The sequence below is a fragment of the bacterium endosymbiont of Bathymodiolus sp. 5 South genome (genome assembly GCF_900128535.1).
GTDB lineage: Bacteria > Pseudomonadota > Gammaproteobacteria > PS1 > Pseudothioglobaceae > Thiodubiliella.
The window spans coordinates 1-16,325 of record NZ_FQTR01000034.1 but is presented as its reverse complement, the minus strand read 5'-3'; the positions used below and the strand labels follow the sequence as shown (position 1 = coordinate 16,325).

Below are 16,325 nucleotides of genomic sequence, written 5' to 3'. Positions count from 1 at the left end.
CACAATTACTACCCAATGCGGGGAAGTGTTGATCTATTGTTTTTGATAAATCCAATACTTGAATAGTGTGTGCTGGTGTAATAAGTCCAATGCGAGAAGTTAAAAGTTCGTTAGTTGTATCAAGTTTGTAGTTTAAAATGTTCATAAACGCATAAAGTTTGGTTGGTTAATGAGGGGCTTGGTTGTCTTTGGTATTCACCTAATAGGTGAAACTGTTTTTTTGTTGAAATCATTATATCAGTTGGGATTTGTGCATTTTTTTGGTTTTTATTTTTGGATTGGGGCAGGGTTTTGTTAAGGTTTCGGTATTCCTCTCTAGTATAATGGTATTTTTTTTAGTTTAATTATTTTAAGCGTTAATGTCCGATTATAAATCTAGTTTAAATTTACCGTTCACCAAATTTGCAATGAAAGCCAATCTTGCTAATCGAGAAGGCGGATTTTTGAAAAAATGGCAAGACGATGGCTTATATGCCCAAATTCGCAAGAGCAATAAAGGCAAGCCAAAGTTTATTTTGCATGACGGTCCTCCGTATGCAAATGGCGATATTCATATCGGTCATGCTGTTAACAAAGTACTGAAAGATATTATTATTAAATCTAAAACCTTGTCGGGTTTTGACGCACCATATGTGCCAGGTTGGGATTGCCACGGGTTGCCGATTGAGCTTAATGTTGAAAAGAAAAAAGGCAAAGTTGGGCATAAGATTGATGCCAATTCATTTAGAGCAGAGTGCAGAAAATATGCCGATACGCAAGTCAATAAACAAAAACAAGATTTTCAACGCTTGGGTATTTTGGGTGATTGGGATAACCCTTATTTAACCAAAGACTTTGGTTATGAGGCGAATATTGTCCGTGCATTAGGTAAGATAGTTGAGAATAATCATATTTCTAAAGGTTACAAACCGGTGCATTGGTGTACTGAGTGTGGCTCAGCATTGGCTGAAGCGGAAGTTGAATACAAAGATAAGAAATCTGATGCGATTGATGTTAAATTCACTTTGATTGACAACACACTGTTTGGTGTTGATAAGCCGGTATCTATCGTTATTTGGACCACTACACCTTGGACACTACCTGCGAATGAAGCCGTTGCACTACATTCTGAATTGGACTATGTCTTGGTTGATACGGGCAATGAATATTTATTGTTGGCACAAGCCTTAGCCGAAAATGCACTTTCTCGTTACGACATACAGGGTGCCACTATTGGCGAGAAAACTTTTTCAGGGAGTGAGATTGAGGGTTTAAAAGTACAACACCCATTCTATGACAAGCAAGTGCCGGTGATTTTGGGCGAGCATGTGACTATTGAGGCAGGAACAGGTGCAGTACACACAGCGCCTGCGCACGGTCAAGAAGACTACGCGGTTGGTTTGCAATATGACTTGCCTGTTGAGTGTCCTGTAGATAGTCGTGGCGTGTTTTTTGAAGACACAGAATTATTAGCTGGACAGTTTATTTTTAAGGCTAATGCCAGTGTTATTGAAATTTTAGAAAATACAAATACGCTGGTTAAGTATGAGCCCCTGCAACATTCTTATCCGCATTGTTGGCGCCATAAAGCGCCGGTGATTTTTCGTGCAACGCCGCAGTGGTTTGTTTCTATGCAACAAAATGGCTTGCGTGATGCAGTGAATAGGGAAATTTTGAAAGTTGATTGGATTCCTGACTGGGGCAAAAAACGCATTGAACTGATGGTTGGTAATCGTCCAGATTGGTGTATCTCTAGGCAGCGTTTTTGGGGTGTGCCGATGACACTATTTGTACACAAGCAAACGGGTGAATTACATCCAGATACGCAAGCGTTATTTATTAAAGTGGCAGATAAAATTGAAAAGAATGGCATTGAGGCGTGGTTTGAAGCTGATATTGAAGATTTCTTAGGTGCCGATGCTAAAGACTACGATAAAACTACCGATACACTAGATGTGTGGTTTGATTCAGGGGTTTCGCATTTTGCAGTTTTAAAACAAAGAGACGAGTTGTCTGATGTAGCAGATTTATATCTTGAAGGCTCAGACCAGCATCGTGGTTGGTTCCAATCTTCGTTAATTTCATCAGTTGCCATCAATGGCAAAGCACCTTATAAGCAAGTATTAACACACGGCTTCACGGTTGATAAAGACGGCAAGAAAATGTCTAAATCGCTTGGCAATGTGATGAGCCCACAAAAGGTGGTGAATAATCTCGGTGCAGATATCCTGCGCTTGTGGATTGCAGGATCAGACTATACTGGCGAGATGACGGTGAGCGATGAGATCTTAAAACGCAGTGCAGATTCTTATCGCCGCATTCGTAACACCATGCGCTTTATATTGGCAAATACCGCTGGATTTAATCCCAAAACACACCAACTTAATGAAGATAAAATCCTAGATTTAGACAAATGGATAATGTCAAAAACTGCCAACTTGCAAATTCAAATTTTGCAAGCGTATGAGCACTATAATTTCCATCAAGTGATACAGTTAATCTTAAATTTTTGTAGCAATGACTTAGGTGGTTTTTATTTGGATGTTATCAAGGATAGACAATACACCACACAGGAAAACTCAATTGCTAGACGCAGTGCGCAAACAGCACTTAATCATATTTTAGAAACAATGGTGCGTTGGTTGGCGCCAGTATTGTCATTCACAGCAGAAGAGATTTGGCAGAGTATGCCAGATGAAAAAAATGACAGTATTTTCTTGCAAGAATGGTATCAAGTGCTTGATGCAAGTTATAGCAACAAGGCGATTGACACTGCGCGTGCTATTAATCCATTTATTCGTAAACAAATGGAGCAGATGCGTCATGATAAAATCATTGGCTCATCATTGGATGCTGAAGTGGATATTTATTGTGATGACAACACCTATAAATTGCTAGAAAAATTAGGCGATGAATTGCGCTTTGTCTTTATTACTTCTTATGCTAGAATTCATCCAATCAGCAAAAAAAATGATGCTTGTGTTGAAGCAGGTGCGGGTGTGTTTATCAAAGTTACTCAATCTGAGAGCGAGAAATGCGTGCGCTGTTGGCATCATCGTGAAGACATTGGTAGCAATAACGAGCACTCTGAACTTTGTAGTCGTTGCGTGGAAAATGTTACGGGCGATGGCGAAGAAAGAAAATATGCATAATGAAGGCCTTTGCATAAATATGAATAATCATCAAAACGCCATTTTTCACCAACTTGACAATTTTATGAAACACAGCCATAGCTTTGCTATGACTATATTTCATAAAATCACCAATTCGGCAAAACTTGTCATTTTGCTAATCATTCCTACTTATGCAAAAGTCTCAATGAATAATGAAAACACTTAATCTTGATTTAGGCGAAAAATCTTACCCAATTTATATTGGGCAAAATTTACTCAACCAAAAAGCCTTACTTTCCAAGCACATTCTTGGCAAGCAAGTCATGATTGTGACTAACACAACTGTTGCACCACTTTATCTTGCTAAGGTAAGGGCCTTACTTTCTGCTTTTACAGTGGCTGAGGTTATTTTGCCCGATGGTGAGCAGTATAAAACGCTAGACACCGTTAATACAATATTTACAGCGTTATTAGAGGTGCGTTTTGATCGTTCTTGCACTTTAATTGCCTTGGGTGGTGGTGTTGTAGGGGATATGACTGGTTTTGCAGCAGCAAGCTATCAGCGCGGCGTTAATTTTATCCAAATTCCAACCACTTTACTCTCACAAGTTGATTCCAGTGTGGGCGGTAAGACAGGGGTAAATCACGCATTGGGTAAGAATATGATAGGCAGTTTTTATCAGCCAAAATGCGTGGTGATTGATGTTGATACCTTGGACACTTTGGACAACCAACAATACTCAGCAGGATTGGCTGAAGTCATCAAGTATGGCTTATTAGGTAATGCGGATTTTTTCACTTATCTGCACAATGAGATAGGCGGCTTAATGGCTAGAGATAAAGATTTAATCATTGAGGTTGTGCTTCAATCTTGCTCTGATAAAGCTGATATTGTCACGCAGGATGAATTGGAAGCTGGCAAACGCGCACTACTCAATTTAGGGCATACCTTTGGGCATGCGATTGAAAATACATTGGGCTATGGTGTTTATCTGCACGGAGAAGCAGTTGCCGTGGGTATGCTAATGGCAGCCAAGTTGTCGGCATTAGAAGGCTTTATCACCGATAAAGAGGTGCAACAAATTGAGTATTTATTGCAAAAAGTCAATCTACCTATAACTATCAGCAGTAAAATAGACTACCAAGATTTTATAGATGCAATGAGCGTTGATAAGAAAGCCATTGGTGGGGAGGTTCGTCTTGTTTTGATGAAAAAAATGGGACAAGCCTTCATTAGTAACGATTACCAACAACATAATTTAAAGCAAACAATTAAGGATTTTTTATGAGCGATAAAGAAAATAAAGACATTAAGAGTGACGCCATTAACGACGATGATGTCATGATCAGCACCAGTATTTCTGACTTGGAGAAAATGCTGGAAAGTGTGGAAGAGCACGCAGACAAGCGCACAGACTCCAAATTTGAACGCTTTTTTATGCCGTCATTAATTGTTTTTGGTTTGCTGGCATTTGGTGGTTTTTTGATTATTTATTCCATCACTCAAGACATGACCAAACTTGCCCAATCAATGGATCCAAATATGGGTAAGAATATGTCTTCAATGGTTCGTAGCATTGATCAATTGTCTAAAAATGTTGCCAGAATGAATCAATCCGTTAATAACATGGATCAAAATATGTCATTAATGAGTAAGAACATGACAACGATTGCTGTTAAATTAAACCGTCTGGATGATATTTCTAAAGACATGAGTCAAATCAACACTAAGATGAGTGTATTAAAACCAATGTTGGCAAATATGCAAGAAATGAATAACAATATGATTGGCATGCAAAAATCTATGTTGTGGATGCAAAAAGACATCTCACAATTAAGATCATCTTTTTCTAAACCAATGCGTGTGTTTGATTCCGTTCCATTTTTATAATTTTTTGATATGATTAGTGATACTGAACTTAAACAAATTACCAATCTTGCCAAATTAATTATTGACGAGAATACAAAACACGAAACCATCAAGGACTTAAACGCCATTTTAGAGTTGGCAACACAACTCGGTCAAATTGATACAAATAACATCACACCAATGGCGCATCCGCTACATATGACTCAGCGTCTTAGGGCAGACAAAGTGACAGAACAAGACCAGTCAAAGTCTTTCCAATCAATTGCACCCAAAATTGGCAAACAACATTATTTGGTGCCCACAGTTATTGAGTAATATGAATATTCACGATAAAACAATCGCCGAGTTAGCGCAAGGGCTAAAGAATAAGGAATTTTCTTCTGTTGAATTAACCCAACATTACTTGGACAGAATTAATGCCTCAGATTTAAACGCATTCATTACTATTACCGATGAAATTGCAATTAAACAAGCGCAAGTCGCTGACCAGCATATTGCCAGTAGTCAATCCACTACACTCACAGGCATTCCTTATGCACACAAAGATATCTTTTGCACCCATGGCGTCAAAACCTCCGCTGCCTCTAAGATGTTGGATAATTTTATTGCCCCTTACGATGCAACCGTGAGCCACAAACTCAATCAATCGGGTTTGGTGATGTTAGGCAAGGCAAATATGGATGAATTTGCCATGGGTTCGAGTAATGAGAGTTCCTTTTATGGTGCGGTAAAAAATCCATGGGATACTAACAAAGTGCCAGGCGGCTCATCCGGTGGTTCGGCCGTGGCTGTTGCAGGCGGACTTAGTGCATTTGCCACTGGCACAGACACGGGTGGCTCTATTCGTCAGCCAGCCAGTTTGTGCGGCATTACGGGGATCAAGCCAACTTATGGGCGCGTCTCAAGATACGGTATGATTGCCTACGCCTCCAGTCTTGATCAGGCAGGACCATTAACCAAAACCGCTGAAGACAGCGCCATCGTACTCAATGCCATTGCTGGATTTGATGAAAAAGACTCAACCAGCGTTGACACAGAAGTGCCAGACTACACACAAAATCTTAACGACTCAATCCAAGGCTTAACCATTGGATTGCCCAAAGAGTTTTTTGCTGAGGGTTTAGATGATGGTGTTGCCAAGGCTATTATGGCAGCCGTTAAAGAATTTGAGGCATTGGGCGCAGTTGTCAAAGAAATTTCATTACCAAACTCAAAATACGCCATCCCCACTTACTACATTGTTGCCCCGTGCGAATGCTCATCCAACCTATCCAGAATGGATGGCGTGCGTTTCGGACATCGCTGCACCGACCCAACAGACCTAGAAGACCTCTATCTCCGTTCTCGCACCGAAGGCTTCGGCGAGGAAGTCAAACGCCGCATTATGATTGGTACTTATGCACTATCTGCTGGCTATTACGATGCCTATTACCTTAAAGCCCAAAAAACCAGACACCTGATTAGCAATGATTTTAAAGAAGCCTTTAAAAAAGTTGATGTCATTATGGGTCCAGTTAGCCCAACCACCGCATTTGACTTAGGTTCATTCAAAGACCCTGTCTCTATGTATCTAGCCGATATCTACACCCTTAGCACCAACCTCGCCGGACTCCCCGCCATGAGCATCCCCGCCGGTCTCTCCCAAAAAATGCCCGTCGGCCTGCAAATGATTGGTAATTACTGGTCAGAATCCAAACTTCTTAACATTGCCCACCAGTTTCAACAACAAACCGACTGGCATGCTCAAACCCCATAATTATTATGCTAAATTTAGCATAATAAATGTTAAAATCAACAAAAAACTTTTTTAAAAAAAATGTATGAGCAACACCTTTACAATTGGTAGACATGGCTCTTTTCAGCTTCGTTATGGCTGGATAACAAAAGGTATTCAAGCGATACAAGCTAAAAAAGCCCACAAAATATCTGATGTATTTACCTCTGATGATGCAACGGTCAATTTGGGTGTCGGTAAAAATATGGTTGCCGCTATTCGTTATTGGTTAACAGCAACCAAAGTTATAGACAATGGTTCAATCACTGAATTTGGTGAGTTTTTAAATCAGAAAGATATTTATTTAGAAGATGATGCCTCTTTATGGTTATTGCATTTAGCGCTTGTTCAAAATAAAGAATTAGCAACCTCAGTTTATTGGTTATTTAACCATTTTCATCAAAATGAGTTTAGTGCTGAAGAAGCAGGAAATGCTTTTTTATCTTATGCAAGTGAAAATAATTGGAAGGGGTCAGAAAAAACCTTAAAAATGGATATTCAGGTAATTTTAAGAATGTATGCACCACATAAATCGAAAAAAACTCAAATAGAAGATATGTTAGAATCCCCTTTATCTTTGTTGGGTTTAATTCAATATTTTGATGGAAAATATCATTTTTCCTTTGGTTCTAAAAACATACCAATTGAAGTAGTTACTCATAATATCAACGAAAGGTTTAGGAATGATAAAACTGTTTCTGTGCAAAATTTAATGTATGGAGACAATGCATTTGCACCTGCTTTAAAAATAAGAGAAGATGAACTGATTGCTATTTTAGAAAAAATAACACAAAAATATAATGATTACCACTTAAGAGAAGATGCTGGTGTTTTTCAACTACATAAAAGTATTACTACCGATACTTACGAATATCTAAAAAAATATTATGCAACTTAACAAATTAATTGCTGTTAAGACGACATTAGCTAAGTCCATTAATTTAGATAGAGATAAATCAGCTAAAGAATTGCTAGAAAGTTATGTTTTAACTTCAACAGCAATGCAAAATATTCAAAATATTATTAACTCACAGAAAGGTTCTAATACTAATAAAGCATGGTCGTTGATTGGTTCTTACGGCTCAGGAAAATCATCATTTGCTCTGTACTTAAGTCATTTACTTAGCAACCCAAAAGCAACACTTGGCAAATTAGCGTGTAAAAAATTACGCATAGAAAATGCTAATGTTGCAACTAATATTAGTAAGCATTTAAAGGGTTCTAACGGTTATTGTGAAGTGCTAATTACAGGTAGCCCAGATTCGCTTATTACAGTATTTTTAAAGACATTAAAAACAAGCGTCATTAATTATTTTGCAGTATCAAATATAACAGACGACAAAAGCCTGACGATGATTGACGAGTTACTATCTGATGGCAACGCATCATTGATCAAAATTAGTAATTTAGTTGTTAATATTCAAAATAATATTCAAGATAATGACGGCAAAGGGCTACTCATTGTTATTGATGAACTGGGTAAATTTTTAGAATATTCAGCTCGACATGAAAGTAATGATATTTTTTTATTACAAATACTTGCAGAAGCAACTTATAACAACAACATTTTATTGTTCGTTTTGCTACATCAGTCTTTTGAGCAATACGGCAAAAATTTAAATACCAAACTTAAAAACGAATGGGCAAAAATACAAGGAAGATATGAAGTTTTATCACTTGTAGAGACTGTTACTCAATCCTTGCATATTATGGGGCAGGTTTTTCAAAATAAACTTAGCCAAACGCAACTAAAGCCCATACAAATTAAAATAAAAAATGCAGTTAAAGTTCTAAAAGAAAATCAATTATTACCTGTTTCACTTGACACAAAAACAGCGCAGCGTTTATTTAAAAATTGCTACCCATTACATCCGATAACAGCTCTTCTACTGCCTACTCTATGCCAGAAAGTAGCGCAAAATGAAAGAACCTTGTTTAATTATTTGGGTGGTTCAGAGCCACTAGCGTTGCTTGCAAAATTAGACAAAATGGCAGTAGGTGATTTTGTTTTACCAGAGGATATTTTTGATTATTTTTTAACAGGTCAAATATTAACCAATGATTTACAAGTGCAAAGAACAACGGTTGAAGTGAATAGTGCAATAGAGAGATTTTTAACAAATAATATAGAAGAGGTAAGCCTACTTAAAACCATTGGTTTATTAAATGTTATTAGCAAAATTCCAGCATCAAAATCATTACTAAGGTTGTGCGACAGTCTTTTTGAAACAAATATTGAAAATATTGAGAAACAATCAATTGTTTATTATCGAAAATTTAATAATGAATATCGCGTGTGGCAAGGCAGTGATTTTGATATTAATGCCGAATTAGCCGAGCAAGAAGTGCAATTGTGCACATTAAATGTTGCAGATAAATTAAATGAAACCTCAGTTTTTCTGCCATTTGTTGCAAAAAAATATTCTATTGAAAAACACAGTTTATTTTATTTTGAACCACTTTTTATTAATGTATCAGAATATAGGCGACAAGATAAACAAGCCATAAATCCAAGGATTATTTTTTGTTTAAGTGATACTTTAAAAGATACAGAAACCTTTAAAACTAAGTTAGTGCAATACTTCTCTCAGCAAGATATTTGTGTTTTGTTGAATAATAGCGAACAAATTAAACAGATTATTAAAAATCAAACGGCTTTAGAGCATGTAAGAATACATAACTCGGTTGTTCGACAGGACCCTGTAGTGCAAAGAGAGTTTAAATTATATTTAGCCAATACTGAAAGAAAAGCAACTAATGAACTTAATAAGATTGTAGAAAACCCTATGAACTGTTGCTGGTATCAAAATCAGAATCAAAAGTCTATAAATAACAAAAGAGATATTCAAAAATTAATTTCTAGCACTTTAGAAGGCATTTATGACAAAACGCCAATTATTAAAAATGAACTTATTAACAGAAACAACCCATCCGCTCAAGCGAATGCAGGTCGTAGAAAATTATTAATCGCATTATTAAATAATTCTGATCAACGAGATTTAGGCATTGAAGCCTATCCTGCAGAAAAAAGTATGTATAAAGCTATCTTAGAAAGTAGCGGTATGCATAAGCAAGTAAAGGGCACTTGGGGGGTTGTACCGCCTACAGATACTAACTATTTGAAAGTGTGGAAAATAATAGAAGGTTTTTTTAATAACGCTAAAGATCAAGCACAAAATTTTTCCACTTTAGATGAAACTTTGACTTTACCTCCTTTTGGTATTAAAAAACCAGTATTGCCTATTTTTTATATTGCAGTTTATTTATCCAATAAAGATGAAATTGCTGTTTACGAAGATCGTTTTTATGTGCCGTATTTTACAATTGAACATTTAGAGCGCTTTTTAAAACGCCCAGATACTTTTACCTTTCAACAATTTAAAATAGAGGGAATTACTCAATCATTCTTACAAGAATATGAGAACAGTCTGCTAGAGGGTAAAAGCGCACCAAATGCACCAAAATTATTTCAAGCAATGGCGATGTTTATAAAGGATATTCCACCTTATACCAAGCAAACTAAGAATATTTCTGAGGTTGCACAAAAAGTAAGAGATGCCTTTAAAAATAACAAAAGCCCTCAGGACTTATTATTTAGAAAATTGCCAGAAGCATGTGGTTTTGATGAAAATAACACCAAGGGTTTTGGAGATGTGGTTAAGCAATCATTACAAGAAATTAAAAATGCTTACAGCAAAATGATTAATAATCAAATATTAATTTTGTCAGAAAAATTAGATCAAACCAAAGGCAAAGTAAAAACCAAATTAGTAGAATACGGGCAAAATTTACAAACCTATTCTACAGATGAAGAAACAACAAAATTTATTAAGGTTATTGGTGAAAACTCTGCCAATTCAGATTATTATTTTGAGCGTATTTTAATATCTATAAATAATAAACACCCCAAAGAGTGGACAGATATTGATAGTGATTTAGTTAAGCAAAAATTATCAGAAAATATAAAATTAATTATCAATTTAGGCAAAGTTAGGTCTTATCATTTGAAAGATGAAATAACCGATCCTCAGGAAATAGCCATTATGGAAAGTGTCAATATTTTATCTAATGATGCCAAAATAAGATTAGCGACCAAAATATTAAAAGGTGTATCAGTTCAAGTAGCGAGGGTTAAAAATGGCTAAAAAAGTAAGACATGTATTGGGTATTTCTGGCGGTAAAGATAGTGCCGCCTTGGCTATTTATTTAAAACAGAAAAACAAAGTGCCTGATATAGAATATTTTTTTACTGACACAGGCGTAGAATTGCCTGAAATTTACACTTTTTTGGATAAATTAGAGATTTATCTGGGCAGAAAAATAAAAAGACTTGGCTTTGATCAGGCTACAAAAACAGGAAAAGATTTTTTTCATCATCTTAAAATGAAAGATGGGATGTTGCCATCGCCACAACAGCGTTGGTGTACTAAAGATATGAAGTTAGCGCCTTTTGAGGAATTTATTGGTAATGATGAGTGTATTTCTTATATTGGTATTCGTGCCGATGAAAATCGTGAAGGCTATATTAGCAATAAAAAAAACATCAAACCAGTTTTTCCTTTTATTGAAGACGGTTTAGTTAGAGAGGATATTTTTAATTTATTAAGAGAAACGGTGGGCATTCCAAAATACTATGAATGGCGTAGTCGCTCAGGTTGCTTCTTTTGTTTTTTTCAACGAAGAGAAGAGTGGTTGGGGCTAGCAGAACGACATCCTAAAGAATTTGCTCGAGCAGTTGAAATGGAAAAGCAAGAGGGTGGCAAGGGCTATACTTGGATTCAAGGCATGACACTTGAAGAATTAGTTGAACGGAAAGACGAAATTTTAGCAAACAGTAAAAAAAGAAAAGAACAACTTGCAAAGAAGAAAGACAATCGCTCTTGGCAAGATATTTTAATAGAAGATGGGCAAGATGATGAAGACCAAGCTTGCTTGATTTGTAGTTTATGAGGATAGTATGGGAAATATTAGATGGAACACAAGAGATCATGACATATCACATCTCAAAACCACCTCCGACTCTAATCGTTTAGAATTACAGCCTCCATTTCAGCGAAGAAGTGTATGGGGAAAGTCAGCACAAATTATGCTTATGGACACAATTTTGAAAAATATCCCAATGCCTAAGATATTTATATCAAAAACAATTAAAGGTGACACTCCTTATCTCTCAGTGATAGATGGACAGCAAAGAATTACAGCAATTTTATCCTTTATGAGAGATGAATTTTCTCTAGAAAGTCCTTATATAGGAGAATATCAAGGCTGCAAGTTTAGTGAATTGCCAGACAATACAAGAGGAGAATTTGTTGGGTATATGTTAAATTTTAACGAAATTATTGGTGCATCAGATGAGCAATTAAGAGAAGTATATTCTAGAGTAAATAGATATGTGTTTGCTTTAAATAAACAAGAAATGAGGCGCTCAGATTTTCCTGGGGATTTTTTAAATTTATCTAACAAATTAGCAGGCACCCCCTTTTTTGATAAAGCAAAAGTTTTTACTATTGCCAATAGAAGAAGATTTGGTGATGTTGAATATGTGTCTGAATTATTAGCAGGGTTGATAGGCGGAATTCAAGATAAAAAAAATACATTAGATGATTTTTATAAGGATTATGCTGATTGGAATATTACAGAAAAAGACAAAATAGAGAAGGAATTTATTGAAATACTTAAAGATATACACTTAATTTTTAACGAAAAAGAGCACACTGGGCAAAGTGGGCCGATAACAGCTTGTTATCATGAAAAGTTAAAATTTAAAGGATTTATTGGTAAAACAAGATTTAAGCAAAAAGCTGATTTTTATGCTTTATTTTTTGCAATAAGTAAATTGAAAAGGTTGGGACATAATATTGGAAATAAAAATTTAGAAAATTTAAGAACAGATTTATTATTTATGGATAAATATACTGATCCCCATTCAAATATTGACCTGTTTAGAGAATATGCTACCAGATGTTTGTCTGATGCAAATTCTAAAGCAAGCAGAGAATGGAGGGTTAATTTCTTATTTAATATTTTATCTGGAACATATGTTAGCAATGTTTCTGTTGAAAGTAATGAACAATTAAGTAATATTGCTATTGATTGGATTGAAGTAATACAGAGCAGAGATATTAACCTAAGTTCAATGGGTGCATACGGCTGTCCATCATATTTTCATTGTGGTAAATGCGAGAGTGAAGACAATTTAAGTTATGAAGACGAAAATGGAGAATTATATCTGTACAAATCAAAGCTCTATTGGGATGACCAAGAATCAAATTACCAATTAACTAATTCAAAATTTATTTGTGGAAATTGCCTTGAAAAAGATGCGCAATAAGATTAACCCTCCAGAAGTGGTAAAAGTGGATAGTGTAGATTATAAGATTGAAGCGAATATTGGTTATGGTGGTAATGCTGATGTGTATAAATGCATTGATGAGGCATCAGGTAATGAATATGCAATTAAATTTCAAAGACATGTAAATGGCAATAGACTCAATAGATTTAAAAAAGAAATTAAATTAAACAAAATTATTAAACACGATCATTTAATCAAATATATAGGTAGTGGTGAGCATGAGAGGCATCCATTCATTATTATGGAACTTGCACAACAAAATTTAACAGAAAAATTTAGAAATCAAGAATCTTTTACTAAAGAAGAATATTTTGCTCAATTTAGAGGGTTATCTAAAGCATTAGCGTGTTTGCACGAAAAAGCTATTCATAGAGACATTAAGCCAGACAACATTCTGATTTCCAATGGAAGATGGTTGTTGAGTGATTATGGATTGTGTAAATTTGATAGCGATACAGCGCAAGATTCAATTACTAAAGATGGAGAGAAGGTGGGGCCTGCTTTTTGGATGTCTCCAGAAGCGAATAATCGTAATTGTGGTATTAATGACGATATCAGTAAATCATCTGATGTATTTCAATTAGCATCAATATTTTGGTTGATCGTTAATAGAATGCATCCAACAGGAGTGTTAAGAAAAGCAGATTGGACTGGACCTGAAAAATTATTTGAACCAATATTTAACGCTCTGCACAATGATAAAACAGTAAGACCCAAAGATGGAAATGAATTTTTCCAGCAAATTGAACAAGCTATTATAGGATAACCACAAAAAAGGAAGAATATTATGGATATAAAAAATGTATTTAGTGTTGACACCGTCAATATGAAAAAATTATTTGCCGATGAACAGGAGAAATGTTTTTATATTCCCGCTTACCAAAGACCTTATTCATGGAAGAAAGATGATATTAACCGAATGTGGGAGGATATTGTTTATGGATTAGAGCAATTAGGTAATAGTGAAGACTATATTACTTTTTTGGGGTCTGTGATAACCATGCACGATATAAAGCATGAATCTATTGCCCCTATTGTTAGAGGTGAAACTCCATCAAAAGTTATGGTTATTATTGATGGGCAACAAAGATTAACAACCATGTTGCTATTAATTATATCTCTTGATAATGCCATTAGAAAAAAGTTAACAAAAGACAATGAGGAGGCATTAAGCCGAGTATTGGAAACTTTAACTTTCGTGAGTAATATGTACAAATCTCCTAAAAATTATGGATTAAATAAGTCTAGGGATTATCCTAAAATTATAAGGGCTTATGATGATCAGTGGGCAACAGATGATGACCAAGAGAAATACGATTCTCCAATAGCCAGATTATTAAAAGAGTATATAAATTTTGTTGCAAACAATAAGAATAAAAGAAAAACATTTGTTTATTCTGTTGATAATGTAGACAAAGATAGGGAGAGTCATAAAGGAATTAATGCTAATTTAGGTGTTTTTAAGAGTTCTATCGCTAAATTTCTGAAGGATAAATTAGATATTCACAAAACGATGATAGGTAAAACGCATCTTTTAGACATAGAAGAGTCTATATTTTCAGGTGCAGATGGAGAGGGAGGGATAAAAAAGGATATCGCCAATAACCAAGATCAGAAGGAAATATTTATTTTATTGCTCATTCTTCGATTTGTCCTGCAAAGAGTATTTGTTGCTGATATTGTCGCTAAAAAAGAAGAATATGCTTTTGAAATGTTTGATTCTTTAAATACAACAGGAGACCCTTTAACGGCGTTTGAAACCTTTAAACCTAAAGTAGTAGAGCATATCGGCTTAGAAGCGTATTTTAGTTCTTCATCTAAAAAACATATGGAGCAAATAGAAGATTATTTAAAACTTGACCCAAAAAGAAGGGATGCATCTACTAATCAACTAATTACAACATTTTCTCTATCTGAAAACGGCAAGGCATTGTCTAAAAAGTTAAGAGAGCAAAGAATATACTTGCGTGATGAATATAGAAAAATTGAAGCAAAAGAGGGCTTTGTTAAAAATTTAGCTATTGTTGGTAAATTTTATAATATTTGGAATTTATCTAACAATAATCCAGATGAAATTATTGTAAATGAATTAAAAAATGACAAAGTAGCGCTAACTTGCCTACAATTCTTAGCAAAAAAACATATTATTGCCATTGCACTGTTATCTAGATTTTATAGTAAGTCATTGTTAGACAATTCTAATGCTGATGATTTTGTCGGTGCAATTAAAACTGTTGCTGCATTTTTTGTATTATGGAGATCCGTGAGAACAGGGACTGCAGGTATAGATAATTGCTATAGAGGGTTAATGTCTAAAGGTGTAGAGCAACCTAGGGTCAGGGGCAATGATGGTATTGAGAAGGCACAAGAAGCAATATTACCCTTTTGTAGGCAAAAGAATGAAAACAATATTAGTTTAAAAAACCTAAAGACAGCATTGAGATATTTTTTATTTAAGGGCGCAACAGATGGCGTCGAAATTTATTCTAAAGAAACATGGTTGGATAAAATTAAAAATATTGGTATTTATACTGAGAATAAGGAAGTGTGTAAATTAATGCTTATCTCGGCATTTGATGGTGTTGTTTCAAGCAACCAAGGTACTGGCTTAGTGGAAGAGGCTAGAAGTGGAGTATCTGAAACTTTAAATAAAAGTTTTGATTATTTATTTTTTCAATCAATAGAGCATATATCTCCGCAAACAAATAATTGGAGTGGCGTGAGTGACGAAAGAAAACATACACTGGGAAATCTTACTTTATTGCCAAAAAGTATTAATAGTTCGGCAGGCAATCGAGAATTAAAAGAAAAAGAGTTGATGTTTAAGGCTTTATCTGCAAAAACTCTAAAAGAGCAGAAAGAGCATTTAAAAAATAGTAAGGTTAAATTTGGGGAAAGCACAGAATCAATTCTTGTTCAATCTCAACATTTCCCATATTTAGAGTCATTAACTAATTTAGAAGATTGGGGTGACGAAGTTATAGAGAAAAGAACTGAAAATCTAGGATCAATGATTTGGAAGAAGTTAGCGGTGGAATGGCTGGGCTTTGAAAAATAGTAAGTCTACTGGGTATTAATTAGGAGTTAAATATGGAGCGGGAAACAGTTATCGGGCTAGAGATTCACGCTCAATTAAACACAAAATCTAAGATATTTTCAGCGGCAACGACTCAGTTTGGGGCGTGACCAAATTCGCAAGTATGTGTAGTGGGTTTAATGCAGTGCCCTCAAAATATG

General features: G+C 35.2%; 12 protein-coding genes and 1 pseudogene. All 13 read left to right on the top strand.

Translation table 11 applies throughout. The features are described from left to right. The first annotated feature begins 359 nt into the window (after positions 1-359). A complete protein-coding gene (gene ileS, locus BBROOKSOX_RS04980; RefSeq protein ID WP_139660145.1) occupies positions 360-3,131 on the top strand; it encodes an isoleucine--tRNA ligase in 2,772 nt (923 codons plus the stop codon). A gap of 19 nt (positions 3,132-3,150) precedes the next feature. After that, positions 3,151-3,318, top strand: coding sequence for a hypothetical protein (locus BBROOKSOX_RS04975; RefSeq protein ID WP_180323855.1), 168 nt, complete (start codon positions 3,151-3,153; stop codon positions 3,316-3,318). Beyond that, positions 3,305-4,381: a 3-dehydroquinate synthase gene (aroB, locus tag BBROOKSOX_RS04970; protein ID WP_139660144.1), complete on the top strand. Its 1,077-nt coding sequence runs from the start codon at positions 3,305-3,307 to the stop codon at positions 4,379-4,381. Before BBROOKSOX_RS04975 ends, aroB begins: the two co-directional genes overlap by 14 nt. Next, on the top strand, positions 4,378-4,983 hold the full coding sequence (locus BBROOKSOX_RS04965; RefSeq protein ID WP_139660143.1) for a DUF948 domain-containing protein: 606 nt from the start codon (positions 4,378-4,380) through the stop codon (positions 4,981-4,983). Before aroB ends, BBROOKSOX_RS04965 begins: the two co-directional genes overlap by 4 nt. A gap of 9 nt (positions 4,984-4,992) precedes the next feature. Further along, a complete protein-coding gene (gene gatC / locus BBROOKSOX_RS04960; RefSeq protein WP_139660142.1) occupies positions 4,993-5,277 on the top strand; it encodes an Asp-tRNA(Asn)/Glu-tRNA(Gln) amidotransferase subunit GatC in 285 nt (94 codons plus the stop codon). 7 nt (positions 5,278-5,284) lie between these two features. Further along, positions 5,285-6,718 carry an Asp-tRNA(Asn)/Glu-tRNA(Gln) amidotransferase subunit GatA gene (gene gatA, locus BBROOKSOX_RS04955; protein ID WP_139660146.1) on the top strand — a complete coding sequence of 478 codons (1,434 nt, stop codon included), beginning with the start codon at positions 5,285-5,287 and terminating at the stop codon, positions 6,716-6,718. Between the two features lie 64 nt (positions 6,719-6,782). Further along, positions 6,783-7,634, top strand: coding sequence for a DUF4007 family protein (locus BBROOKSOX_RS04950; protein ID WP_139660141.1), 852 nt, complete (start codon positions 6,783-6,785; stop codon positions 7,632-7,634). Further along, entirely contained in the window at positions 7,624-10,881 is a 3,258-nt protein-coding gene (locus BBROOKSOX_RS04945; protein ID WP_139660140.1) for a hypothetical protein, read from the top strand. Before BBROOKSOX_RS04950 ends, BBROOKSOX_RS04945 begins: the two co-directional genes overlap by 11 nt. Further along, positions 10,874-11,686: a phosphoadenosine phosphosulfate reductase family protein gene (locus BBROOKSOX_RS04940; RefSeq protein WP_139660139.1), complete on the top strand. Its 813-nt coding sequence runs from the start codon at positions 10,874-10,876 to the stop codon at positions 11,684-11,686. Before BBROOKSOX_RS04945 ends, BBROOKSOX_RS04940 begins: the two co-directional genes overlap by 8 nt. 7 nt (positions 11,687-11,693) lie before the next feature. Continuing rightward, positions 11,694-13,067 (top strand): DUF262 domain-containing protein, encoded by a 1,374-nt coding sequence (locus tag BBROOKSOX_RS04935; RefSeq protein ID WP_139660138.1) that lies wholly within the window; start codon positions 11,694-11,696, stop codon positions 13,065-13,067. After that, positions 13,057-13,854 (top strand): serine/threonine-protein kinase, encoded by a 798-nt coding sequence (locus tag BBROOKSOX_RS04930; RefSeq protein WP_257607770.1) that lies wholly within the window; start codon positions 13,057-13,059, stop codon positions 13,852-13,854. Before BBROOKSOX_RS04935 ends, BBROOKSOX_RS04930 begins: the two co-directional genes overlap by 11 nt. 21 nt (positions 13,855-13,875) lie before the next feature. Further along, a complete protein-coding gene (locus BBROOKSOX_RS04925; RefSeq protein ID WP_139660136.1) occupies positions 13,876-16,146 on the top strand; it encodes a DUF262 domain-containing protein in 2,271 nt (756 codons plus the stop codon). A gap of 32 nt (positions 16,147-16,178) precedes the next feature. Continuing rightward, positions 16,179-16,271: pseudogene (locus tag BBROOKSOX_RS04920) on the top strand (hypothetical protein); the annotation flags it as partial. Positions 16,272-16,325 lie beyond the last annotated feature (54 nt).